At 61.0% G+C, this 23,384-nt stretch carries 18 protein-coding genes; 13 read left to right on the top strand and 5 right to left on the bottom strand.

Annotated features, from left to right (window positions below):
• Positions 1 to 227 precede the first annotated feature (227 nt).
• From ACX0GZ_RS13485 to ACX0GZ_RS13500, 4 genes are all read left to right on the top strand, one after another.
• On the top strand, positions 228 to 1,496 hold the full coding sequence (locus ACX0GZ_RS13485; RefSeq protein ID WP_458817222.1) for a tyrosine-type recombinase/integrase: 1,269 nt from the start codon (positions 228 to 230) through the stop codon (positions 1,494 to 1,496).
• Between the two features lie 61 nt (positions 1,497 to 1,557).
• A complete protein-coding gene (locus ACX0GZ_RS13490) occupies positions 1,558 to 1,896 on the top strand; it encodes a type II toxin-antitoxin system RelE/ParE family toxin (RefSeq protein WP_458817224.1) in 339 nt (112 codons plus the stop codon).
• A 5-nt stretch (positions 1,897 to 1,901) separates the two neighbouring features.
• A complete protein-coding gene (locus tag ACX0GZ_RS13495) occupies positions 1,902 to 2,225 on the top strand; it encodes a helix-turn-helix domain-containing transcriptional regulator (protein WP_458817225.1) in 324 nt (107 codons plus the stop codon).
• A gap of 104 nt (positions 2,226 to 2,329) precedes the next feature.
• Complete coding sequence (locus ACX0GZ_RS13500) at positions 2,330 to 4,096, top strand: competence protein CoiA family protein (RefSeq protein WP_458817226.1); 1,767 nt, start codon at positions 2,330 to 2,332, stop codon at positions 4,094 to 4,096.
• 514 nt (positions 4,097 to 4,610) lie between these two features.
• Here ACX0GZ_RS13500 and ACX0GZ_RS13505 read toward each other — a convergent pair.
• Positions 4,611 to 5,231: a hypothetical protein gene (locus ACX0GZ_RS13505; RefSeq protein WP_458817227.1), complete on the bottom strand. Its 621-nt coding sequence runs from the start codon at positions 5,229 to 5,231 to the stop codon at positions 4,611 to 4,613.
• 198 nt (positions 5,232 to 5,429) lie between these two features.
• On the opposite strand from ACX0GZ_RS13505, the gene ACX0GZ_RS13510 reads away from it, so the two are divergent.
• From ACX0GZ_RS13510 to ACX0GZ_RS13520, 3 genes are read left to right on the top strand one after another with little or no spacing between them, the layout of a single operon-like run.
• On the top strand, positions 5,430 to 6,923 hold the full coding sequence (locus tag ACX0GZ_RS13510) for a recombinase family protein (RefSeq protein ID WP_458817301.1): 1,494 nt from the start codon (positions 5,430 to 5,432) through the stop codon (positions 6,921 to 6,923).
• Positions 6,923 to 7,822 (top strand): plasmid partitioning protein RepB C-terminal domain-containing protein, encoded by a 900-nt coding sequence (locus tag ACX0GZ_RS13515; RefSeq protein ID WP_017183374.1) that lies wholly within the window; start codon positions 6,923 to 6,925, stop codon positions 7,820 to 7,822. The genes ACX0GZ_RS13510 and ACX0GZ_RS13515 overlap by 1 nt, the downstream gene beginning before the upstream one ends.
• Positions 7,815 to 8,774 (top strand): plasmid partitioning protein RepB C-terminal domain-containing protein, encoded by a 960-nt coding sequence (locus tag ACX0GZ_RS13520; protein WP_458817228.1) that lies wholly within the window; start codon positions 7,815 to 7,817, stop codon positions 8,772 to 8,774. Before ACX0GZ_RS13515 ends, ACX0GZ_RS13520 begins: the two co-directional genes overlap by 8 nt.
• Before the next feature lie 227 nt (positions 8,775 to 9,001).
• On the opposite strand, the gene ACX0GZ_RS13525 is transcribed toward ACX0GZ_RS13520, so the two are convergent.
• The gene (locus ACX0GZ_RS13525; RefSeq protein ID WP_458817229.1) at positions 9,002 to 9,322 is read right to left on the bottom strand and encodes a DUF736 domain-containing protein; all 321 of its coding nucleotides are present in this window, start codon (positions 9,320 to 9,322) and stop codon (positions 9,002 to 9,004) included.
• Positions 9,323 to 9,739: 417 nt separating this feature from the next.
• Between ACX0GZ_RS13525 and ACX0GZ_RS13530 the strand changes: the two genes are divergently transcribed.
• The 6 genes from ACX0GZ_RS13530 (at position 9,740) to ACX0GZ_RS13555 (ending at position 16,398) form a co-directional block, all read left to right on the top strand.
• Positions 9,740 to 10,123: an antitoxin Xre-like helix-turn-helix domain-containing protein gene (locus ACX0GZ_RS13530; RefSeq protein WP_060976983.1), complete on the top strand. Its 384-nt coding sequence runs from the start codon at positions 9,740 to 9,742 to the stop codon at positions 10,121 to 10,123.
• Positions 10,124 to 10,126: 3 nt separating this feature from the next.
• Positions 10,127 to 10,810 carry an RES family NAD+ phosphorylase gene (locus ACX0GZ_RS13535; RefSeq protein ID WP_458817230.1) on the top strand — a complete coding sequence of 228 codons (684 nt, stop codon included), beginning with the start codon at positions 10,127 to 10,129 and terminating at the stop codon, positions 10,808 to 10,810.
• 411 nt (positions 10,811 to 11,221) lie between these two features.
• The gene (locus tag ACX0GZ_RS13540; protein WP_458817231.1) at positions 11,222 to 13,066 is read left to right on the top strand and encodes an ATP-dependent nuclease; all 1,845 of its coding nucleotides are present in this window, start codon (positions 11,222 to 11,224) and stop codon (positions 13,064 to 13,066) included.
• A 23-nt stretch (positions 13,067 to 13,089) separates the two neighbouring features.
• Positions 13,090 to 14,772: a UvrD-helicase domain-containing protein gene (locus ACX0GZ_RS13545; protein ID WP_458817232.1), complete on the top strand. Its 1,683-nt coding sequence runs from the start codon at positions 13,090 to 13,092 to the stop codon at positions 14,770 to 14,772.
• Between the two features lie 89 nt (positions 14,773 to 14,861).
• Positions 14,862 to 15,590, top strand: coding sequence for a peptide arginase family protein (locus tag ACX0GZ_RS13550; RefSeq protein ID WP_458817233.1), 729 nt, complete (start codon positions 14,862 to 14,864; stop codon positions 15,588 to 15,590).
• Between the two features lie 22 nt (positions 15,591 to 15,612).
• A complete protein-coding gene (locus ACX0GZ_RS13555) occupies positions 15,613 to 16,398 on the top strand; it encodes a DUF2971 domain-containing protein (RefSeq protein ID WP_458817234.1) in 786 nt (261 codons plus the stop codon).
• A gap of 258 nt (positions 16,399 to 16,656) precedes the next feature.
• Here the strand turns inward: ACX0GZ_RS13555 and ACX0GZ_RS13560 are convergent, their stop codons facing one another.
• The 3 genes from ACX0GZ_RS13560 to ACX0GZ_RS13570 form a co-directional block, all read right to left on the bottom strand.
• Positions 16,657 to 17,598, bottom strand: coding sequence for a DUF2493 domain-containing protein (locus ACX0GZ_RS13560; RefSeq protein WP_458817235.1), 942 nt, complete (start codon positions 17,596 to 17,598; stop codon positions 16,657 to 16,659).
• A 313-nt stretch (positions 17,599 to 17,911) separates the two neighbouring features.
• On the bottom strand, positions 17,912 to 18,952 hold the full coding sequence (locus tag ACX0GZ_RS13565; RefSeq protein ID WP_458817236.1) for a DUF7146 domain-containing protein: 1,041 nt from the start codon (positions 18,950 to 18,952) through the stop codon (positions 17,912 to 17,914).
• Positions 18,953 to 18,965: 13 nt separating this feature from the next.
• Positions 18,966 to 23,303, bottom strand: a complete 4,338-nt coding sequence (locus ACX0GZ_RS13570; protein ID WP_458817237.1) for a strawberry notch-like NTP hydrolase domain-containing protein — start codon at positions 23,301 to 23,303, stop codon at positions 18,966 to 18,968.
• Positions 23,304 to 23,384: the final 81 nt, after the last annotated feature.

The raw sequence follows: 23,384 nt of genomic DNA on the forward strand, positions 1-23,384 counted from the left end.
CTGGAGCGGGCGAAGGGATTCGAACCCTCGACCCCAACCTTGGCAAAATATTACAGTGACTTTTCCCAAACTTTCCTGAATGCGACTAAATACTATAAATCAAGTGTTTAGAAACCACCTCTTTACGCCTGCCTCCTCTCACCTTACCGTCGGAACGCCGAATTCTGGAGGCAATGTGGAGACAAAGCACCCCCAAAAATTCTTTGTCTCCAAATGGAGGGTGAAGCATGCCAACGGCGAAGCTGAACAAGCGCAATGTGGACGCATTTCCGGTGCCCAAGGACAAGCAGGCGGTCTTGTGGGATAGCGAGATTCGGGGCTTCGGATTGCGGGTGCTACCCTCCGGCCTCAAGACCTTCATCGTCCAATACCGAAATATCGAAGGCATCAAACGGCGGATCAATCTTGGGCGCTATGGCGTGATCACGACCGAACAGGCACGCGACCTTGCCAAGATGAGGTTGGGCGCGGTTGCCGGCGGTGAGGACCCCGCTCAAGCCATTCACCAAGCGCGCAGCGGCATGACGGTTGCCCAGATCTGTGACTGGTACCTGGTCGAGGCGCGTGCGGGCAATATTCTTGGCCGGAAAAACCGGCCCATCAAAGCCTCCTCGCTCAGCATGGATGAAAGCCGGATCAACACGCACATCAAGCCCCTTATTGGCAATCGCATGGCCAAGAGGCTGACGATCGCAGATGTCGAGCAAATGCAGGCAGACGTGCGCGACGGCAAAACGGCCAAGGCCCGTGGGACCGGTCGCGGCGGCAGGCCCGCTGGCGGTCCGGGCGTGGCATCACGATGCCTTGGCACGCTGCAAGCCATCCTGGGTCACGCCAAGCACAAAGGCCTTCTGGCAGAGCACCCCACTCGCGGAGCCAAAAAGCTGGCGGTCAACAAAAGGACGCGGCGGCTCAACACCGCCGAGATCATCGCACTTGGGAAGGCCATGGCGTATGGCGAGCGCAACGGCGAAAACCCGACCGCGCTTGCCGTGGTACGGACGCTCGCCCTGACAGGATACCGCCGGGAGGAAGCGCAGTCGATGAAGCGCGCTTGGGTTCATGCCGAGGGTGGCTTCGTATCTTTTCCCGACACCAAGACCGATGCGCAGGTGCGTTCGATCGGCCCAGAAGCGCTCAAGGTTGTACTCTCGCAGCCGGAAATTGTCGGCAATCCTTACGTTTTTCCGTCACTCACTGGAGCGGGTCCGTATCAGGCAGCCCCGGCCTGCTTTAAGCGGCTCTGCCTGTGGGCGGGCATTGAAGGGGCGACCCTCCACACGCTTCGTCACACCTTCGGCAGTATCGCGGCCGAGCTTGGTTTCACCGAGCTGACCATTCGCGCCATGTTGGGCCATGCGTCCCAGAACGTCACCCAAGACTACATTCATGTCGACGAGGCGCTAAAGCTGGCGGTGCGAAAGACGTCAGACGAAATTGCTCGTCTGCTCAATGAAGGGGCGGTGAGCTTGCGCCCCCCCAACCTAGCCGCGTGATAGTGCCGGCATCAACTCCCTCGACAGAAGGTAACGAATATGTTACCAATGGCGGTGCAATGTGATTGTTGAGGAGTATGTTCGCGAGGATGGTTCCTGCCCGTTCCGGGGCTGGTTCGATGATCTCGATGTCCAGGCCGCAGCCAAGGTGGCAACCGCCATCGTCCGCATGGAACTGGGCAACCTGTCGAACGTCAAATGGTTCGGTGGCGGGCTTGGCGAATACCGGATCGATTGGGGGCCAGGATACCGGCTGTATTTGACGCAGGATGGAGATCAGCTGATCATCCTTTTCGTAGGCGGGACGAAGAAGCGGCAGCAGGCGGACGTCAGGCAGGCGAGCGCACTGCTCGACGAGTACAAGGGCCGCAAGGCCAAAGCGAAGAAGACAAGGAACTAAGCAAGGTGGCACTGACACGCGATTTCAAGGAGACGGTGAAGGAACGTGCTGCGCGCGATCCCGCCTTCGCGAAGGCCATGCTCGATGAGGCCGCCACCGCTTTCCTCAACGGCGAGCCGCATGTCGCGCGCCTGATCCTGCGCGATCTGGTCAACGCGTCGGTCGGGTTCGAGGAACTCGCCAGCGAGACGAATCGCCCGAGCAAGAGCCTACACCGGATGCTGTCCGAAAAGGGCAATCCGAGCATGGACAATCTCGCCGCAATCTTCGGCGCGGTGCGTAAGCGCCTTGGCGTGGCGTTCGAGGCTCATGCCGTCGAGGCGGCATAGATCTGAAATGTCCACACCGTCCCAAAGGCTGATAATTTACGTCTGAGCTTCGTCGTCCTTGTCCGTCGACCTTTCGTGCCAGGAGCGACAGATCCGGGCTGAAGGTGCCGGCCGCACGGTGCGGTGATGGTGTCACCCGCCACGTCGACCGGGTGCCGGATCGCACATTTGGCCCCTTTCGTTGCCTGGAGTGCGATGAGGCGCTGCTCTATCGACAATCGCGCCGGGCGCGCACCCATTTTGCGCATCGACCAGATTCCAAATGCACTGGCGAAACCGCGCTGCACCTCTATGCGAAGGCGCTTCTGGCTGAGGCACGCCAGTTCACCTTCGCGCCGCTCGTGCTCAGCCAATCCGGCTTGCAGGAGGTCGTATTTGCAGGTGGCCGGTTCGCACTCGATGCGGTTACACTCGAAGTAGATCAATATGCCTTTCGACCCGACGCTACGGTAATCGTCGCGGACCAGGCCTTTGCCATTGAGTTCAAGGTCTCTCACGCGGTCAACGAGGAAAAGCAGGCCAAGGTGGCCGCAACGCCTCTGCCGATGATCGAGGTGGACCTGAATTCTATCCGATCGACGCAGCTCAATGCCGATGAACTGGACGAGGCGATCCTCCATGGCGCCCACCGTGTATGGGTTCATCACCCTGAGCGGGCAGGGCGGCAGAAGCGGCTAGATGAACGGGTCGAAGCGCAAAAGATGGAGCGCGGGCGACGCCTGCGGTATCATATTGAAAAGAGGGTTCGGCTCCCGTTCGATCGAGACGCACACAAAGAGGCTCTCCGATCAGTGGAAGAGGCGGGTTTTCTCGATTTCATTGGTGTGCCGGTCGATTGTGCGCATTGGTTCGGTGTCGGACTTCCGGTTTGGCAGGCGGCGGTGCTCGAAACCTATATCATCGCCCCTTCCATGCAGTATTCACCTGGCTCGCGCCTTAAGGTTCGGGGCGATTGGCCGGACTATCGGGCATTGGCAAATCGGCTGCCCACCGAAATGATCAGGACTGATCTGAGCCCATATAGCCCGAAAACCTTGGAAGCCGCAGGATACACGGCTGTTACCTTCGGCAATCCGGATCATGCCGTCCATTACTACCTCATACACCTCTGCGGCGAGCCCGGATTGCTGTTCTGGGACAAGGATGAAGAGGCCTTCTGCGTCGAACCGGACGTGCATGGCCGCATCCATCGCCGCCAGGAACTGCGACGGAAGCTGACACGAATACTCCAGGCAGCAAGTGCGCCAAACACGGATGACGTTGTCGAGCGGTGGCTGCATAAATTTAATGCTGGCGGTCGATCGCCAGCGGCGCTGGCGACTGATGGCGGTGAGCCTTATTCCCACCTGCTAGAGCGCGTCGACAAGCTGCTCAGGATGGCTGAGGCTCGTTACGAATCCTACCTGACGGACGACTTTTGCGGACTGCGGCTTCAGCCACTATATGACCGACGCATGGCGGAGAAGCAGGGGCGCGAGGCCGAAATTGCTCGAAAGCTGGCGGAAGCTGCTGCCGAACGCCAACAGATCATATGCGAGATGGCCGCCGATGGCCTTGGCGATGAAGCGCACGCGTGGCTCGACGGACCTGCCGGTACAGACGGTGCACGTCTTCGGGTTTGGGCGAGCGAGAGTGATCAAAACCTCGCTACTGCCCGATGGGAACTGCGGAGCGCAATCAATGCTCGCAATGCCCGATTGGCTGGCGCCAAAGCCCTTGCTGACCTGCGGAAGCAGTTGGCGGATGCGGTCTTTGCTTCCACCACTGACCGCCAATGGGCAGACCTGTTTCTGAAATCCTGGCAGGACAAGTGCGATAGTCCAGCGGCGCTGAGGGACATTCTCATCATACTCAAAAAGTCGCGTCGGTAGGCACGGATTCCGCACGGGAGCGGCATAGGCCGCGTGAGCCTAATGCGCCCCACCAGGGGACCGAGAGCAACCAGAAGGAACAGCAGCACGGCTCCCGCCGTGAAAGTGGACAAACGATTGTGCTGACGCGCGGCAAGGTCGACTTCGATCAATTCGAAGCGCACGCCAACGTGCGCCCTTGCATGTACTTCTGCATCATGTGGTTTCTGCTGGCGCGACTCAGTCTGAATTCTAGTTGGGGTAATCGGTTTGAGAGTTTTGCTGGCGGAGTTTCCAGAACCTGCAAGCAAGGCTTTGACGGCCGCCGATTCCGTCTTAGTTACAGGCTGGGAGGGATGGCCGCTTTGGCCCTAGCCCGTCGGTAAAAAAGAAAACCGGCACGTACACATCGCTGTGCAGTGGTGCCGGTCATATTGCGTCCACATATACCCATACGAACGCGTTTATCAATGAGGGACATTCGCGGCGATGCTCAGGCACTAGCTGAATCTGAGCAGCCCTCGTCATGGCGCGCTCATCGGTGAGCGAGATGATAGCGGCCATTCTTTCGGGCTCCGACAAAGCGCAAAAGACCGGAGCTGCACAGACCCGCAAGATCGCGTCGCGCGGACTTAATGCTCACCTGCCAGTGTGCCGCGATCTCGCGAGCTTTCACCGGATGTCCTTCACCGACTCGGTCGAGCACCCAGCGTTGCCGCTCATTGAGGCTTAGATTTATTGGGTCATTTCCAGGGTCACTTCCAAGGTCATTTATAGGGTCAGAATTCGGCCAATGCCTGCTCAACAGCCGCTCGCTCCCGTGCTCATGTACCCACGTTGATCCCCCGGGCGACCATTCGGGTGCCTCGGCAAGTCTGAATTGCTGACTTTCAATAATGCCCAGGACAAACGCCCGAATGACGGGAGATGTCGCAACCAAGCGCAGGAAGAATACGGTGTCTGGGCCGTGTTGCCCGGCCATCCAATGCTTTGCGGACCGCTCGCTGGCATGGGTCAGCCGCATTAATTGCTTCACGGCACGATGCGTGTCTCCATGTTCCTTCCTCAGCAAGTTGGCGATGGTCTCGGCAAAGGCTTGACGACTGGCGAGCGCGCCCTCCCATGCTGGCAACTTCCTGCCCTTTTTCGGCAACATCTTCCGGTCCTTTCCCACATATACTGTTGAGAGTGCGGGAATGCCGGAGAGGTCCGTAGTTCGCGCTGCAGCGGTTGGCCGCCCTGGCCACTGCAGTTCGGGTTTCGAAAGGGGCGAGCATTGCCGGGATGGGATAAAGACGAGGCACCGGACGATGCAGAACAGAGGCCAACCGTGCGCGCTGCGGAATATGTTCGGATGTCCACGGACCACCAGAAATACTCGACCGAAAATCAGGCCGATGCGATCCGACACTACGCCGCGTCTCGCGGCATTGAGATTGTCAGGACGTATGCTGACGACGGCAAAAGCGGTCTATCGATCGACGGTCGCGCTTCTCTGCAGCGCCTGATTGCTGACGTCGAATCCGGCGTTGCCGACTTCCAGATGATCCTCGTCTATGATGTCAGCCGGTGGGGTCGTTTCCAGGACGCAGACGAGAGCGCCTATTACGAGTACATCTGCCGCCGCTCCGGCATTCAGATCGCCTATTGTGCCGAGCAGTTCGAGAATGACGGGTCGCCCATGAGCACCATGTTCAAGGGCTTCAAGCGCGCCATGGCTGGCGAATACAGCCGGGAGCTTTCGGTAAAGGTCTTCGCCGGCCAGGGGCGGCTCATCGAAAAGGGTTATCGACAAGGCGGTCCCGCTGGCTTCGGCCTGCGTCGGACACTGATCGATGAGCACGGCAACGTCAAAGCGGTCCTCTGCCGCGGCGAACAAAAGAGCCTCCAGACCGATCGGGTCATCCTGACACCGGGCCCGCCCGAAGAGATTGACGTGGTTCGCGAGGTCTATCGGAGCTTCGTTCATGAAGGACGCTCCGAACGCGAGATCGCCGAGGACCTTAATGCTCGAGGTGTTCTATCCGACCTCGAACGCCCCTGGACACGCGGGACCGTCCATCAGCTGCTGATCAACGAGAAATACGTCGGCGACAATGTCTGGAATCGGCGGTCGTTCAAACTGAAGAAGAAGCGGGTCCGCAATGCTCCCGACATGTGGATCCGGTCGGAGGGAGCATTCGAGGGGATCGTTGAACGCGACCTGTTCGAGGCAGCTCATTCGATCATCACGGCACGCTCGTTCCGCCTGACGGACGAGGAAATGCTCCAAGCGCTGCGAGGCCTCTACGCCAGCAAGGGGCTGCTGTCGGGCATCATTATCGACGAATGCGAGGGATTGCCGTCAAGCAGCGCCTATAGTTCCCGGTTCGGCAGCTTGCTGCGCGCATACAGTCTGGTCGGCTTCTCGCCTGAGCGGGACTATCGCTATATCGCAATCAACAAGGTCCTGCGCCGCCTCCATCCGGATATCGTTCGCGAAATCTTGGCTGGCCTCCACGCGCAGGGGAGCGAAGCGTTTCAGGATCTTGCCAGTGACAGCATCCGGGTGAACGGCGAGTTCAGCCTGGCGATCGTTCTGGTGCGCTGCACACCAACGCCGACCGGCTTGCTGCGCTGGAAGATACGTTTCGACACCAGCCAACTTGCCGACATCACCGTGGTCGTGCGCATGGACATGCACAACCGCGCGCCATTCGATTACTACCTGTTTCCGAGGATCGACGTCACTAGCGAACGGCTGCGTCTCTCCGAGGACAACGACCTGCACCTCGATGCCTATCGCTTCGATACGCTCGATTTCTTTTACGACATTTCGGCGCCCGTCGCCATTCCGGAGGCTGCGTAATGCCTGTCGTACGCCCACAGCAAATCGAGATGATTCCGGTTGCCAAGATCACGGTTCTCAACCCGCGCTCGCGAAACAAGCGTCAGCACCGCGAGATCGTGAACAACATTGAGTCGATCGGATTGAAGCGACCGATCACGGTGAGTCGACATCATGGTCCCGGTGGCCCTCGCTATGATCTCGTCTGCGGGGAAGGCCGGCTCGAAGCATTCCTGATGCTAGGGCAGACCGAAATCCCCGCGGTCGTCATCGAGGCGAGCGAGAGCGATTGCCTGGTGATGAGTCTGGTCGAGAATATCGCTCGCCGCACCCCGCGCCCGATAGATGTGATGCGCGAGATCGGTGCGCTGCGCGAGCGCGGCTACAATGAGACGGAAATCGGCCAGAAAATCGGGGTCAGCAGTTCCTGGGTCAGCATGATCGTCTCACTACTGGAGCGCGGCGAGGAGCGGCTCGTTGCCGCAGTGGAAACTGGCCTCATCCCGATCAGCCTGGCGATGGAAATCTCGCGGGCAGAGTCCGAGGAAGCGCAGAACCTGCTGCTTGACGCCTATGAGACGGGCAAGCTGCGCGGAAAAAAGCTGGCGTCTGTAAGAAGGCTGCTCGAGCTGCGAATGCGCGGGCAGAACAAGTCGATGCCGTCAGGCAAGCTGGGCAGACGATCCGCCAATCGGAAGTTAACCGCGAGCGACCTCATGCAGGTTTATCAGCGGGAGGCCGAGAAGCAGCGTCTGCTCGTTAAGAAGTCCGATTTCACGCAAACCCGGCTGCTGTTCATCGTCGAGGCCATCAAGGATCTGCTCGGCGACGAAGGGTTTCTGACCTTGCTTCGTGCGGAGGGGCTGGAGACGATGCCGCGCGCCCTGGCCATGAGAATTGCGGGCGAAACCGATGACTGATTGGACCGAAACAGAGACATCAGGTCTGGAACCAGGCTCGGAGCACCGCGTCCGGCTTGGCTTTGAACGCGAAACCGTCACCGTCGCACTCGATCAGCTCGTCCCTCTGAAAATACTCCAGCAAGGCGTGCGGGAGAGCAAGAAGTTCGCCCAGATCGTCAGTTCGATCAAGGCGATCGGGATCGTCGAGGCGCCTGCTGTCGCGCCCGACCCCAAGCATCCGGGGAAGTTTTTCCTGCTTGATGGCCATCTGCGGATTGAAGCTCTGCGCCAGCTCGCGATTCCGACAGTCGAGTGCCTCGTCGCAAATGACGATGAAACCTACACCTACAACAAACGCGTCAATCGCCTGCCACCCGTGCAGGAGCACCGGATGATCGTGCGCGCGATTGAACGCGGTGTCACCGAAGTGGTCATCGCTGATGCGCTCGGTCTCGAAGTGCAGTCGATACGCGCACGCTTCCGTCTCCTCGACAGCATCTGCGCTGAGGCCGCTGATGCGCTGAAGGACACCAATTGCTCAATGAAGGTATTCGATCTCCTGCGGCGCATGACCGCGTTCCGCCAGATTGAGGCCGCTGATCTGATGATCGGTCAGAACAACTTCTCCGTGATGTTTGCTCGTGCACTACTAGCGGCGACCCCGGATGAGCAGCTTGTTCCCGTCAGCAAGAAGGCGGGCAAGGCCGACGCTGCGGGACCAACCAGCCAGCAGATCACTCGCATGGAGCGAGAACTTGCCGCTTTGCAGACGCAGGTCAAATCGGTCGAGGAAAGCTATGGGATCGACAACCTCCACCTGACCTTTGCGCGAGGCTATCTCGGCAAACTCCTTGCCAATGCGCGTATAGTGCGTTGGCTCTCGCTGCACCGTCCAGAATATCTGACCGAGTTCCAGCGCATTGCGGAAATCGACAGTCTCGGCGGCATACCTGCGCCCAGCGCTGAGTAATGTGATGGGGACCCGGACCCGATAAGCGCGGGGACCATGGGAGACGCCGCACTGAGGGGCGGATCGAGCATGGAGGTGGGAATGGCGGCGAACCCGCAGGAAGCCCACCAGGTCGGCCGTCATAGGGACCGACCGATTTATGAGAGTGACGGGCGCGCCAGGACATGCGCGCCCGTCACGGGATGGAGAACACCGGCCCCGCCCGAGGGCGGGGCCGGTGCGGTGGTTCAAGCTGGCGGATTCCAGATGATGACCTTCTTGGAGGGATCATCGCCCGGCGCGTTGGCGATATTGCCGTAAATCGTGCCGAACTCGGGTGCGGAGAGCGAAACCGAAACATATTCGGCGCCGGTGTTCTGCGAAAAGCGCTTCCAGCCTGCGCCCAGCTCGAAGCCGTTCTTGCGGCTGACGATGCGATAATCGGGCTCGGATTCCTTCACCTTGCGGTTGTTGGGAATGATCGCGATCGGCGCGGAGACCGTCAGCGTCGCCAGCGTGCCCTCGAAGCTGTCGTCGGCCTTCACGGTCAGGTTAGCGATGGTAGCCATGAAAATTCTCCTTTGATTGTCGGGGACCATCCCCGATGGCGCCCACCAGAGGGTCCGGCTGCTGGCGTCACCGAGCGCAGCGCGCGAGGGCGAACCCCGCACGGGGTTGACGGCATGAGGCTGACGAGACCCGCAGACAGGCGACAAGGAAGGGGGTGGTTCACGCACGATCAGGAGCAGAGTCGGCACCAAGCTCCCAGCGGAGGCCAGCGACTTCGGCACGCGCTTCAGTGGCCCCATGGACCAAACTCATTCCCTTCACTCCAAGGCGCGAGCCTGCTCATCGCGGTCAGCCATCGGATCGACCGAGATGCACGCCAGACGAAACCTTCCAAGAGCGACACCATGTTCAAATTCTGACGCTTCATTGACTTTCGGGAGATTTATAATCATATTATCCCTGTGAAAGGACGAGCCATGAACGTCAGCGAAGCCAAGGCGACCGACCGCAAGGATCTGACCGGTCCGGCACTCAGGACCTTTTTCCGCATTGCTGAAGCCTGGGGCCTCAAGGAGCAGGAACAGATGCGTCTGCTCGGGCTGGACAGTCGTTCGACCTATCAATCCTGGAAGCGGGGCGCGATTGCCGCTCTCCCGAAGGATGCGCTCGAGCGGATTTCCTATGTCATGGGGATCTACAAAGGGCTTCACATCCTTTTGCCCAAAACGGCCGACGAATGGGTCCGCAAGCCCAACAAGGCGCGGGTCTTTGGCGGCGCTTCGGCGCTTGATCGCATGATGTCGGGCAATGTCGCAGACCTCTATGTCGTACGGCAGTATGTCGATGGACAGCGCGGCTGATCCGTGGACATTCCTGTAACTCAGGTGCGGTGGCAGCCGTGCTACCGGATCATCCCGAGCCGTTTTCCCCCGATCGCGCTGTTTGAAGCGGTGGCCGATCCGGCCGATCTGGAGGCTGTTTTCCAGATCGAAGCGATGACCAACGACCGGCTTCGCGAGGAAGCCGGCGACCTCGCACTGGTGCCGCCTGAAGACCGCATATCCGGGCCGGGCACGTCGCCGATCATGGCGGCCTTTACCCATCTGAACCTTGAAGGCGACAGGTTCACCGACGGGACCTACGGCGTGTTCTATGCCGGGCTCACACTTGCCACCGCGATTGCGGAAACGCGGCATCACAGGGCCAAATTCCTCGCAGCGACAGATGAACCCGCGCAGGAACTCGACATGCGCGTCTATGCCGTCGACCTTGATGCGCCATTGCATGATATTCGCGGCGCCCGTGAGGCCCTGCCCGCACTCTACCATCCCGATAGTTATGCTGTGTCTCAGGAGACCGCACGCCGCCTTCGGGACGAAGGCGCAAACGGTATCGTCTATGAAAGTGTCCGTGATGCAGGCGGCGAATGCGCAGCCGTATTTCGCCCCCGGCTTCTGTCCAATTGCCGTCAGGAACGCCATCTCACCTATGTCTGGGACGGCAGCACCGTCAGCACCGTCTATGAAAAGCGTATGTTGGACGGTTGATATTTCGAGGGGACCGAAGCGACCGCTCTCGCGCGCTCGGTCTGGGCCGGCAGCTCACGAATTGCGATAACTGGAAGCGGTCATTCGAGCGCAAATCCATCGACGGATGTCGACCCAGCTTACGACGTTCCGACGCACGACCTGCTGCGTCAGATTAGGATAAGACCAGCCGTTCCAACCAGTTTAACCCGTCAACGGCTGCCGCTAACATAGCTGACCTTCGAAGGTCCAAATCGGCTCTTTAAAATCTGCCGCACGCCCAGGTCTCGAAGCAGGGAGAGCGCCCTGACGCAAATTGGTCGTGCCTTCTTAGGCTAACAGTTTAGACGATCGGGCCTGGTCAATGCCGTTCTTTTTCTTGCTCGGGAGACGTCGAGTTCTGCTAAATCACCATGCGGCAACGAACAGGGAATGGCGGAAATGAAAGTTAGGCGACTGACGATCTCGAACTTTCGAGGAGTCGCCCACGGCACGATCCATCTTACGGGGCACACGCTTCTTGTCGGTGGCAACAACATCGGCAAATCGACAGTATGCGAAGCCTTAGATCTCGTGCTCGGGCCCGAGCGGCTATACCGGCGACCTGTCGTCGACGAGCACGACTTCCATTGTGGCCAGTATCTCGATGCGGAGAAGAACCCGATCGAGATTCGCATCGAGGCAGTCCTCACCGACTTGGCGCCTGAGGCCGAGCTGAAGTTCCATCGGCATTTGCGCCGTTGGGACACCATTACAGGCGATTTTGCCGATCAGGGCGAAACGGGCCCGCAGGATGGGGACGGCTCGCAAAAGGGCTGGGCGCTGCCGGTCGTCTTCATCGGCCGCTACGACAAGGCCGAGGACGATTTCATCGGCAACACGTTCTTCGACCATCCCGTCGAGCCGCTCGAGGACGACGAGGCGGCGGAACTGGCGCTGGGCGCCGGGCGGCGATTGTTCGGCCGCGATCATAAGAGGCTCTGCGGCTTTGTTTTCCTCCGCACGCTTCGCACCGGATCGCGCGCGCTCAGTCTTCAACGCGGATCGCTGCTCGACACGGTCCTCCGCCTCGGCGGAACCGGCCTTGCCGATATGTGGCAGGATACGCTTGATCGGCTGCACGGGTTGACGCCGCCAATCGGCGAGGTGCCGCAGCTCAAGAAGATTCGCGCCGATATTCGGGACCGAATGGCGCGATTCGTCACCTTAGCCGCGGGAGACGACGCGACCGCGTTCTTCGCCTCCGATCTCACGCGGGAGAATCTACGAGAGGTGGTTCGGCTGTTCATCGCCGCCGAGCCGATCGGGCATGGCGTGCCGTTTCCGCGGCTCGGCACAGGCTCGATCAATCTGCTCGTCTTCGCGCTTCTTACGGTCATCGCCGAGCTGAAAGAGAAGCAATCGGTCATCTTCGCGATGGAGGAGCCGGAGATCGCGTTGCCGCCGCATACCCAGCGGAGGGTTGGGAAATTCGTCCTCTCTGAAATGGGCCAAGCGATCGTGACATCGCATTCGCCCTACATCATCGAGCAGTTCGAGCCGCAGGACATCGTCATTCTGTCCCGAGGCGCCGGAGGCAATCTCGAAGGGGCTCCGATCGATCTCGGCGACTTCAAGACCAAAAGCTTTAAGACGGAACGCCGCCAGTTCGCCGAGGCAATCCTCGGTCGCGGGGTTCTCGTCGTCGAGGGCGCATCTGAGGCGGCATTGTTTCCCGAGGCGTCGGGCGTGCTTGAAAAGTCTCTGGGCGCCGACGCTTACATGCATCTCGACTTCGCCGGCATCAGCTTATTCAATGCCGATAGCGAGACTTCGGTCCCTAAATATGGCCCGGTGTTCAAAGCGCTGAACAAGCCTGCTTTCGCGTTCGTCGACACACCCAACAAGGTGCCTGACGCGGCAGCGGAGGCTAAGCTGGCGGACTATGTCGCACTCTGGCAATCGCCGACAAAGGGGATCGAGACCCTGCTCGTGTCGGAGACTGTGCCCGCCGTGCACCGTCGTTTCCTCGATGCCGCGATGGCGCGCGATGACTATCCCGGGCATTGCGGCCCATATGACCCGGCGCTCGACGACGCGGCCGCGACCAAGCTTGCGACCGCGGTGCTCAAAGCCCGCAAGGGCGACGCTTATGGCTACACCGCATTGTTCATTCGGCAGTGTCAGACCGCGGACGAGCTGCCCAAGACCATCAAGACCGTGCTGTTGGCCATTGATGCGGCGATGAGGCCGCCTGATCCGGATCTTGGCGACAAAGACGCCGGAGACCTCCTCTGAAGCTCGAGCTCGACCAGAAGCGGATGGATATCCTCGCGGCAGCCGGTCACCTTCTGGTGACGGGCGGGCCGGGCTCGGGAAAGACGACCATCGCTCTGCTCAAGGCCCAGAAGCGCATTCCGAATTTGAAGCCGGGGCAGGAAATCCTGTTCCTCAGCTTCTCGCGCGCCGCTGTTCGGCAGGTGCTCACCCGGTGCAAGGCCATATTGAGCTCCGACGAGCGTCGCCTGATCGAGGTGCAGACCTACCATTCGTTCTGCCTAGAGGCGCTCCGCACGCATGGCCGCCTGCTGAACGGATTGCAGGCGCGGATCACCTATCCCGACCAGGAACGCATCGAGCGCGCTGAGTTCGATGGCGACTGGCCGGCGGAGCTCGAGCGCCGCGCCTCGGAAGAAGGAGTCTTCGCGTTCGACCAGTTCGCCGGCGCGGTGGCGACGGTCGTTGAGACGTGCGCGGCGGTCCGGGACCTTCTCGGCCGCAAATACCCGATGATCATTCTCGACGAGTTTCAAGACACCGACGACGACCAGTGGCGCATCGTGGCAGCGCTTGCCAATACGACGACGATCTTTTGCCTGGCGGACCCAGATCAGAGCATCTTCCAGTATGACCCCAAGGTGGATCCCCTGCGCCTAAAGAAGGCGTCCGACTTTCTGAAGCCGACTGTCGTCGATCTCGCCGGCGACAATCACCGCAGCCCCAACGGCGGCATCCTGAAGTTCGCCGACGCGGTCCTGAGCAATGCCCCGCTGCCCTCGTCCTGCATGGAGGTGAAGCAGGTGGGATATCCGCCGGGCCAGTTCGAGCCCACGGTCCATGCGGCGGTGATTTGGATGTACGGCCAGCTCGCCAAGGCCAAGGTGGAGAATCCGACGATCGCGGTGCTTACGCGGAGCAACCAGGTGGTAGCGGAGATCTCGTCGCTGCTCGGCAAGGAGCACAGCTACAAGACGCAAAAGCTCAAGCCCGTCCCACATGAGGTCGTATGGGATGCCGAGCTGTCCGCGGCCGCGGCCGTCGTGCTCGCAGCTATGCTCGAATGGCCGCGGCTTAGCGTGGCGGAGGCGCAGGCTCAGACGCTTCGTCTTGTAGCGGCATATTACCGGTTGAAGGCAGCGACCGACGGCACCCAGGCGGCAAAGGACCTTGCGCGAAAATACGCGGAGGCCCTGAACGCCGTTCAGACCGCGGGGAAGATCAAGACAAAGGCGGCGCGCGAGATCGCGGACGCCGTCGCGAGCGGGATCGAGCTGGTCGGCGACCCTGTCGTCGATTGGCGTGCCGCGCTGCGGACCATGACGAAGATCGCAGCGCTCACGGAGATTCAGCGACAGGTGCGCCTCGTTCGCCTGTTCCGCGCGACCGATGCGCTTGGCCAGGGACTGGCAGACTCCTGGGTCGCGAACGGCGCCTATGCGGGAGCGACGATCCTCGTCAAGAAGGTGCTCGATCAGGAGCGGCTCATCTCGACCGAGCAGGACCCGCAAGGCGTGCTCGTCATGAACATCCACAAATCGAAGGGAAAGGAGTTCGACGGGGTAGTGCTGGTCGAGGGCGCATTCAAATCTTTCTTTTTCGACGTGCGCCAGGAGAAGCCTCCTTTTCCGCAAGCGCGAAGGCTGCTGCGTGTGGCGATCACGCGCGCGAGATCGCGGGTTGCCATCGTTCGCCCAACGAAATGTGTTCCTTTGGTAGGCGGCTGATCCCAGCGTGCCTCCAGATATTGACGGACCTGATCGCTGCTCTATGCGGGTGCCAGCAGCAATTCGCGACCCCATCAGAGTAGGTTGCCATGACCATGCGATGGATTGTCCCGTTCAAGGGGCGCAACAACACCGGCGTCTACAATCAGAATTTTGTCTGGAACGACGGCCATCTCTACGTGATGGACAATCACCGCGCCGCCGCCTGGTGCTGGGCGCAGCATGTCGATCCCGCGACAAGCCATGCGCTCGTGCACATCGATCGCCACAACGACACGCTGCAATCCCAACTCGGCTCCTGGCTGAAAGCTCTACCGAATGGCATCCCCGCGACCATAGAAGCGTACCTCGCGGCGACCTATCCTATGGATTTCGGCGGCGACGGGATGCTCTTCCGCTGGGACAATTATCAGTCCATCTATTTCGCGCTCTACGCCCGCGCCGTGAAACACGCCTATTTCGCGACGCATGGTGAGGGCGACAAACCCAACCATGCCCATGTCACCCAACTTGATCCGGTGGAACTTCTTGCCTTCCTGACCGGCGCGCTGAATCAAGTCCGGCTTCCCGTTGTCCTCAACATCGACCTCGATTATTTCTTCGGCCCGACCCACGACGATGTCGCCGAGCGCATCCTCGACGATGACTATTTCGACCAGGTGGCGACCGAGATAGCCGCCCTCGACCGGGCCGGGACCTTCCGTGTCATCACTATCGCGCTCACCGCGACCGACGACCTGACCGCCGGCTGGGCGCCCGCCGAAGCGCTCGCGACGCGCCTCTGCAATGCGCTCGGCCGCAATTTCACCCTTCCTTGATCCTCGATCTTCCGGACCGCCCATGTTCTACAAATTCGTCGGGGGCGACGAACCCGCGCTGCTCGAAATCTTCGACAAGGCCGTCGAGAATGGCTCGCTGAAATTCACCTCCGCGCTCGGCTTCAATGACCCCTTCGAGTTCAAATTTAACTCGATCGCACCTACCCGCGAGGCATTCGACGCTTGGCATAAGACTTACGATCCCGGCCGTAGCGCCGATGAACTCGAGTATGGCTGGGCATCCTTCTTCGGTAAGAGCGCTGACTGGAATACGAATTTCGTGCCGAGGCAGAATTTGCTGCACCACCTCTATGTGCTCTGCCTCGCGCGCCGCTGGGATAGCCATTTGATGTGGGCTCATTACGCTCGCAATCATCAGGGTTACGCGCTCATTTATCGACCCGAAATCGTGGCGGCCGTCGAGGCGCTCGCCGATCACACTGCGACCGGCGACATCGATTATGGGACGCAGCTGCCAAGCCTTCGCTGGTTCCAGGTCACGCGCGAAGAGATGCTCGAGCCGGTGCTCTTAACCAAGTCGGAAGAATGGGCTTATGAGCGCGAATTTCGCCTGATCCTATCGGGGCCGCCGAGTAAGCCTGCCCTCTACGAGACGGTCGATCCCGATCTCGTCGCCGGGGTCGTCTTGGGCACGCGCGCTCCGAAGACGGTGATCGACGCAGCGCTGGCGGTGCAGCGAAGCCGCCCAAATTTCATCGTCCGCAAGGTCACGTCGACATCCTGCTCCTATGCGCTTGACGCTTATGATGTCGACGCGAACAGCTGGAGATACGGGCACATGCTCTAGCGCAAGGGCGGCAACCCTAACCGCAGCTATCACTAGACGTCACTATCTGTGCATCGATCGGAAGCCGAGTGAGCCTCCACCAGGCTTAAGCGTCTGTGATCAAAAGCGGATCAATCTGCAGGCCGCTTCGAGCAGGAGCCGTCGTTCGATGCAACAAGCCTGAACGACCACTTTGCCCCAAAATACTCAATTCTCAGTCTATGTCTTGCGCTGAGCGCATGATTGCGTTGCGCATACTGTTGGAGAAGCACACTCCCTTCACATCGGATTCCGTTCGCGAAAATCCCAGAGCGGAATGCCCATTTTGCGAGCCTTGTCGGCAAGATTGTCCTGAATGCCTGTGCCGGGGAAAATCACAAGGCCGACCGGCAAGGCTTCGAGCAGAAGATCGTTGCGCTTGAAGGGCGCGGCCTTCTTGTGCCTGTTCCAGTCCGGGCGGAAGGTAACTTGCGGTACGCGCCGGGCATCGGCCCAGCAGGCGGCTGCGCGTTCTGCGCCGGTGGGCGTCGCGCCGTGCAAGAGCACCATGTCGGTGTAGCGGGCATGAACCCGGTCAAGTGCAGCCCAGATCGCTGCATGATCATTGCAATCAGCGCCACCTGTAAAGCCGATCCGCGTGCCTTCAGGCAGCATGACCCTCGCTTTTTCGCGGATGCGCTTGTCGAGAAAATCCCGGCTATCAATGACAGCGGAGGTAAGCGCCTTGTGGTTGACCCGCGAACCCGAGCGCGGTGTCCAGGCCTTGCGCATATGGATGCGGAACTGATCGGCTGCGGTATCGCGAAAGAACTCCATCGTGTCGCGGCGCTCGATCATCGATACGCCTTCACAGATTGCACGCTCCAGCTCGACCGAGCGAACCTCACTGCCATCCTGCTCGCGCTGCAATCGTTTTTGCGCCTGCTCGTTGTCATCGAGATCGCGTTCGATCCGTTCGGCCGAGCGATGGAAGACGTTGACCAGCTGCCAAAGCAAGTCCTCAAGATCGGGTTCGATCCGGGTGTCGATCAGCGCCGCCACCATACCGTCGAACATGTCGGCGACCGCGCCGCCTGCGAGCCGGGCTTCGGGCAGCGGCCGTGCGTCGGGCTCGTCGTCGAAGGGGCGATGGCCATAGAGCTGCATTTCCTGGAGGAGATAGGCGGTGGGGCCGGGTTCGGACTGGCCCTCGTCATCGAAATGATCGGAAGCGTTTTGCATGATTGTCTCCGCATCGTGCGCCGCGCCACTCGCGGCTTCGTGGCGACGCCGGGCGGCAGGGGAGACAGGGATGCACCCGCGCTCTCGCGGGCCGGAGCGACAGCGGAGGATGGAAGGAGGCGGCTATTTTGCTTCGCGATGCAAAGGGGCACAGCTCCGGCGGAAAATAGGTGCCGCTCGCCCATTGCAGCGCCTGGCGCCCATGCCGCAGTCGCCCATTCACGAAGCCGTTGCGCGGCAACCCACCGATTACGGAGATCTTCCTGGCGCTCCGGCCATGTCGACGGGCGAGCGATGGCCTCACCATCCGCCACTATGGCCGCAGAAATGTAGCAGCATCCTCATCAACAAGTTGTCCCCGTAGAGCTATCGTCAGCTGCTCAGAACCGTCGGCGCGCAGGTCGGTGTTGAAGTCATCACGGCAGGGTTTCAGCGCGACGATCTCGATCCCGGTCCCGGCAACCCGTTGATGGAGCGTGGCCACCGCGGTCTCGCCGGCCGTGTCGTTATCGAGCCCCACATAGAGACGACGCAGCACAGGAGGGAAGTGCACTGCAGCCAGATGGGCAGCGGACAAGCAGGCAATCATCGGTAAATCCGGCAAGACCTGGCGGAGCGACAATGTGGTTTCGATGCCTTCGGCTGCGACCATGACCGGACCGGCCAACCCGAAGCGGACGCCATTGCCCAGAAGACCGCCCATAGCGCGGCGTGGATTGGTGACCTGCGCCTTGGTGCATGTCGCAGGCTCGAGCCAGGTTCGGTGAACGCCGGTGATTGCACCGTGAAGATCAGTGACAGCAGCGATCATAGCAGGCCACGCACGTGGTGTGTCGGGAGAGTCTCGGCGGGACGGACGGTAGTAGCACGAGGGATGGTAGCGAAGAGCCTGGCCATATCCGGCTGACACGAGCGCTCGGCCTTCCAGATACCGCGAGACGACAGTTCGCTCTATGGGCTTTGAGGCGGCCCAGAGTCGCCGTGCTGCCTCGGTGGTTCCAGGACGTGCCTTCGCCGTTCGTGCATTCTGCACATGGGCATCCACTTGCGGCAGACTCAAGAAGTGACGCGCTTCCTCCAGCGTTTCGCGCATCGAATGGTGGCCGGATGCGACCGCGATGATATCGAGCAGGTCGCCATGCTCTCCGGTATGGGCATCGGTCCATTTTCCCGCAGCCCCGCGCCCGTCCGCCGATGTGCTGAGACGAACATAAAGACTTTGGCCGGGCGTGTTTCGCGCATCACCAACCAGCCAATAGCGTCCTTGCTTGCGTCCGGCGGCGAGGTAGCGGCGGCATACGGCCTCTGCACATTCGCCAAGGCGACGGGCAATGTCACGGGCGGGACTGTCCATGCACCGGGCTCCTTCAAGCGGCCTTGCGTGGAATGACGCGCACAACCGGGAATCGGTCGAGCAGCTTTTCCAACACATCACCGCCGACAGCCCCTGTCGGCACGTAGAGCCTGAGTTTCCACGAGACGATCTCGGAGATCAAGCCCATAGACTTGAGCCGTTCGACACCAAGATCGTTGAAGCCGGTCAGCTCGATGCGCCATTCGTGCATTGCGCGAACGCGGCGCAGGGTCTGACCCTCCGCAATCTCGATCGATGCCTCATCCGCAATCAGCATCGACCAGGCCATGTCCGGCGTGATGTGCGGCGCGGCGCCGGGAACAATGCTTGCTGCCCAAGCCGGCGAAACGCGGCGTCCGATGACACGTTCACCGGCATCGGTCTGCAAACGATAGACCCGTGTCGATTCGTTCGGCAATCGTCTCCAGATCGGCAGGAGCAGCCCTGTCACCATGTGCAAGGTCGAGATTTCAAATTCGGGCAGCTCGGCCAGTTCGCCGGTCCATGCGGCACAAAAGCTGGCTCGGTCCGTCTTTTCCCAGTGGCTCGTAGCAAACAGGTCCGCGAAGAGGGTGGAAGCTTCCATCGGCCGCACGAGGCGGACGCGGGCTAGTATGGCGCCTTCATCATCGACGATGCTGCGGGCACGCAGTTTGACGGCGGCCCGGCCGGATCGAGCGTTGATCACCAGATTGGCGTGCTCCTCGCTCGCCAGTTCCAAGGCGCGCTCAAGCGATACGGGCGTGAGCTTTTCCTTGCGCGCGATGGTGAGCAGGTGGGTCAGCGCACCGGTCCCCGAATGCGCATAAATGGTGCGCCGCTCCGTGATCGTGAAACTCTCAGCTTTGAGTGTCTCAAGGCCACTCTCGAACGTCCCGCTGGCGATCGCGCCTTCGATCCGGGCGGTAAGAAGGCCCTCGAATGCCTCAAACAGGATATTCTGAAGGTCGATTGTCAGCGCCAGCATCCGGTTGAGGAATGTCGTGATGCCGGGCAATTCGTCCTTGATGCCGCCATCGCTGTCGAGCAGCGAAAGCCCCGTCGCTGTCTCGAAGGCGGCGAGCGAACATCCTTCGATCCGGCCGCGCACCAGCAGCATGTAGAGCTGGCGCAAGGCATCGCGGGCGTAGAAGGATTCGAGATTATCCTCCGGCCGAAACATGTTCTGCCCGCCGGTCTGGCGTTGGCCACGGGTAATAGCGCCGAGGCTGTCGAGACGCCGGGCAATGGTCGAGATGAACCGTTTCTGCGCCTTCACGTCGGTCGAAACCGGCCGAAACAGCGGTGGCTGCTTCTGATTGGTGCGATTGGTCCTGCCGAAGCCCTGGATAGCGGCATCTGCCTTCCACCCGGCCTCCAGCAGATAGTGAACGCGGCGTCGCTGGTTCTTCGCACCGAGGTCGGCATGATAGGAGCGACCGGTGCCGCCTGCTTCAGAGAAGATCAGAATGCGTTTGGCGTCGTCCATGAAGGCGTGGGTTTCGGCGATATTCGCTGATGCCGGGCGGTTCTCGACTGCGAAGCGGACCAAGCCGTCAATGCCAGTGCGCGGCACGATCCGGCGCGACCGCCCGGTGACTTCAGCTACGGCGTCGCTCCCGAAGTGCTGAACGATCTGGTCGAGCGCGCCCGGTACGGGCGGCAGCGCGGCAAGGCGCTCGATCATCTGGTCACGGCAGCGGCAGGCATCCCGATTGAGCACTGGATTGCCGTCGGGATCGAAAACGGGCCGGGAGGCAAGATTGCCTTCGCTGTCTGTGTAAGGCTCGTAGAGCTGAACCGGGAAGCTGTGATCGAGGTACGACAGAACATATTCGCGCGGTGTGATGTCGAGCCGGACATCGTCCCACTGGTCAGTCGGAATTTCGGCAAGGCGCCGCTCCTGCAGCGCTTCGCCGGTCGAGACGATCTGAACGACTGCGGCATGGCCTGCTTCAAGATCGCTCTCGATCGACGCAATAGTGCTCGGGGTCTGCATGGCGGTGATGAGATGGTTGAAGAAGCGTTGTTTCACGCTTTCAAACGCCGATCGCGCTGCGGATTTGGCCTGGGCATTGAGTGTGCCATGCGCCGAGCTGGTGACGCCCGACGCCTCAAGTGCGGCATCGAGATGGGTATGAATGATCTGGAACGCCGCGGCGTATGCATCGTAGATGCGGACCTGTTCGGCGCTCAGGCGATGCTCAAGCAGGTCGTATTCGACGCCGTCAAAAGAGAGCGAGCGGGCGGCGTAAAGGCCCAGGGCCTTCAAGTCACGGGCCAGCACTTCCATGGCTGCAACGCCGCCCTCTTCAATGGCCGATACAAAATCCGCGCGCGATGCGAACGGAAAGTCTTCGCCGCCCCACAGGCCCAGCCGCTGCGCGTAGGCGAGGTTTTGCACAGTCGTGGCACCGGTCGCAGACACATAGAGAATGCGCGCGTTGGGAAGCGCATGCTGGAGACGAAGTCCGGCACGTCCCTGCTGAGAAGCCGCGACATCGCCGCGCTCACCTTTGCCGCCCGCCGCATTGGCCATTGCATGGGCCTCATCGAACACGATGACGCCGTCGAAGTCCTGCCCGAGCCACTCAACGATCTGGCTGACCCTGCTGGCCTTGCCCGCCCGCTCCTGCGAGCGCAGGGTCGCATAGGTCGTGAACAAGATGCCCTCGGCGAGCCGGATCGGTGTCCCCTGCCGGTAGCGGGACAAGGGCGTCACCAGCAAACGTTCTTGCCCGAGTGCGGACCAGTCGCGCTGTGCATCTTCGAGCAAGCGGTCCGAGACCGAGATCCACACCGCGCGCCGACGCCCCTTGCACCAATTGTCGAGGATGATGCCTGCGACCTGACGCCCTTTACCCGCACCGGTCCCGTCGCCAAGAAACCACCCTCTGCGGAAACAGACCGCGCCCTCAGCGTCATCGGCGGCGGCGGACACGACGTCCCAGGTCGCATCTACCGCCCATGCACCTGACAAATGTCCAGCATGGGCTTCCCCAGCGTAGATGATCGCTTCAAGCTGCGCGTCCGAAAGGGTGCCGTTCGCCACCAGCGTCGCCGGGATATGGGGCCTATAGCTGGGCTTGGGCGGTGCGACCGATGCCATCGACGCTGACTGGACGAGCGGCGTCGGATGAGGCTGTGCGCCGGGAATGAGCAAGGATTGCAGACCATAGGCTTCGTAGATGGTATCGCCGAGCTGTTCTGAAGCGGGAGCCCAATCCACGGTCTGATAGGCGAGTTCCTCTGCCTCGACCGTAATGGCGGTCCCCGATGGTGCAACCGCATGTCTGGGCCGGGAGGTCGGCATTGATGGCGAACCTGTAAGCTTTGCAGGCGGCATGGGCGCAATCGGAGCCCGTGGGGGCACAAGGCGTTCAACCCATTGCAGCAGGGTGGCTGAATCGGGTGCAATGCCAGCACTGGGCACAAATTGGGCAGGATCGTCCGCCGGCACCTTGTCGATCACGGTGAGCCGGGTCTCGATTGTCGTTCCGTGCTTGCGATAGATGCGGCCGTCGATGGCGGCGGTGAAAACAATTCGGCCGCTGCGCTGCAAGGCTTCGAACGCAGCGCGCCAAATCCCATTCTCCGGGCAGCATGTCGCTGAAGTAATCGCGACCAGTCGCCCGCCCGGTTCAAGCCGTGCCAGCGCTGATGCGATGTGCCGGAGCGCGGCATCCTTCATCGCGCGATCGACGTGCGCAATGGCCGAAAAAGGCGGGTTCATCAGAACAACTGTCGGGCGATGCCCCACGGGTAGCCTGTCGTCGATCGATGCCGCATCATGCTTACTGACGGGCGCATCCATGATTTTGCTTAGCAGTTCAGCGCGGGTCTCACCCAGTTCGTTGAGAACAAGGTTTGCCCGCATACGTTCGGCATGCACGGCCAGCATTCCGGTGCCGGCAGACGGTTCGAGCACCACGTCAGCGGGTTCGATCATCGCAGCGGTCGCAGCAACATAGGCCAGACCAAGCGGCGTCGAGAATTGCTGAAGGGCTTGCCCGGCCTCCGAACGGCGGGTGTGCGTCGGCAAGCGTGCCGCGATCCGCTCCAGAGCGGCAAGCATGCGCTGGGGTTCAGGATTGCGGCGGGCCAGCGCTCTGCCATAGCGACGAAGAAGCAGGATCTGGGCGGCTTCGCAGGCGTCATACGCCATCTTCCAGTCCCATGCCCCCTCGGCGTCACTACCGGCAAAGGCGCCGGTCATGATATCGCGCAGTTGGGAGCTGCTGAGGGGGCCACCGGTTTCCAGCAAAGGTAGCAGTGCGTTTGCTGCGGCGAACAGCGCATCAGCGCGGCCACTGGTCAGGCGCATGGAAGTGGGCGACGCGGCGCCGGCCGCATCGGGTAGAATATTGGACATGATGAGGACTCCGGGAGAAATGAAATCGGGAAATCCGCGCTCAGGGCTGTTGCGACGCTATGGCGCCGCCATGGGCAACGG

It is taken from the genome of Sphingomonas aestuarii (assembly GCF_054457155.1).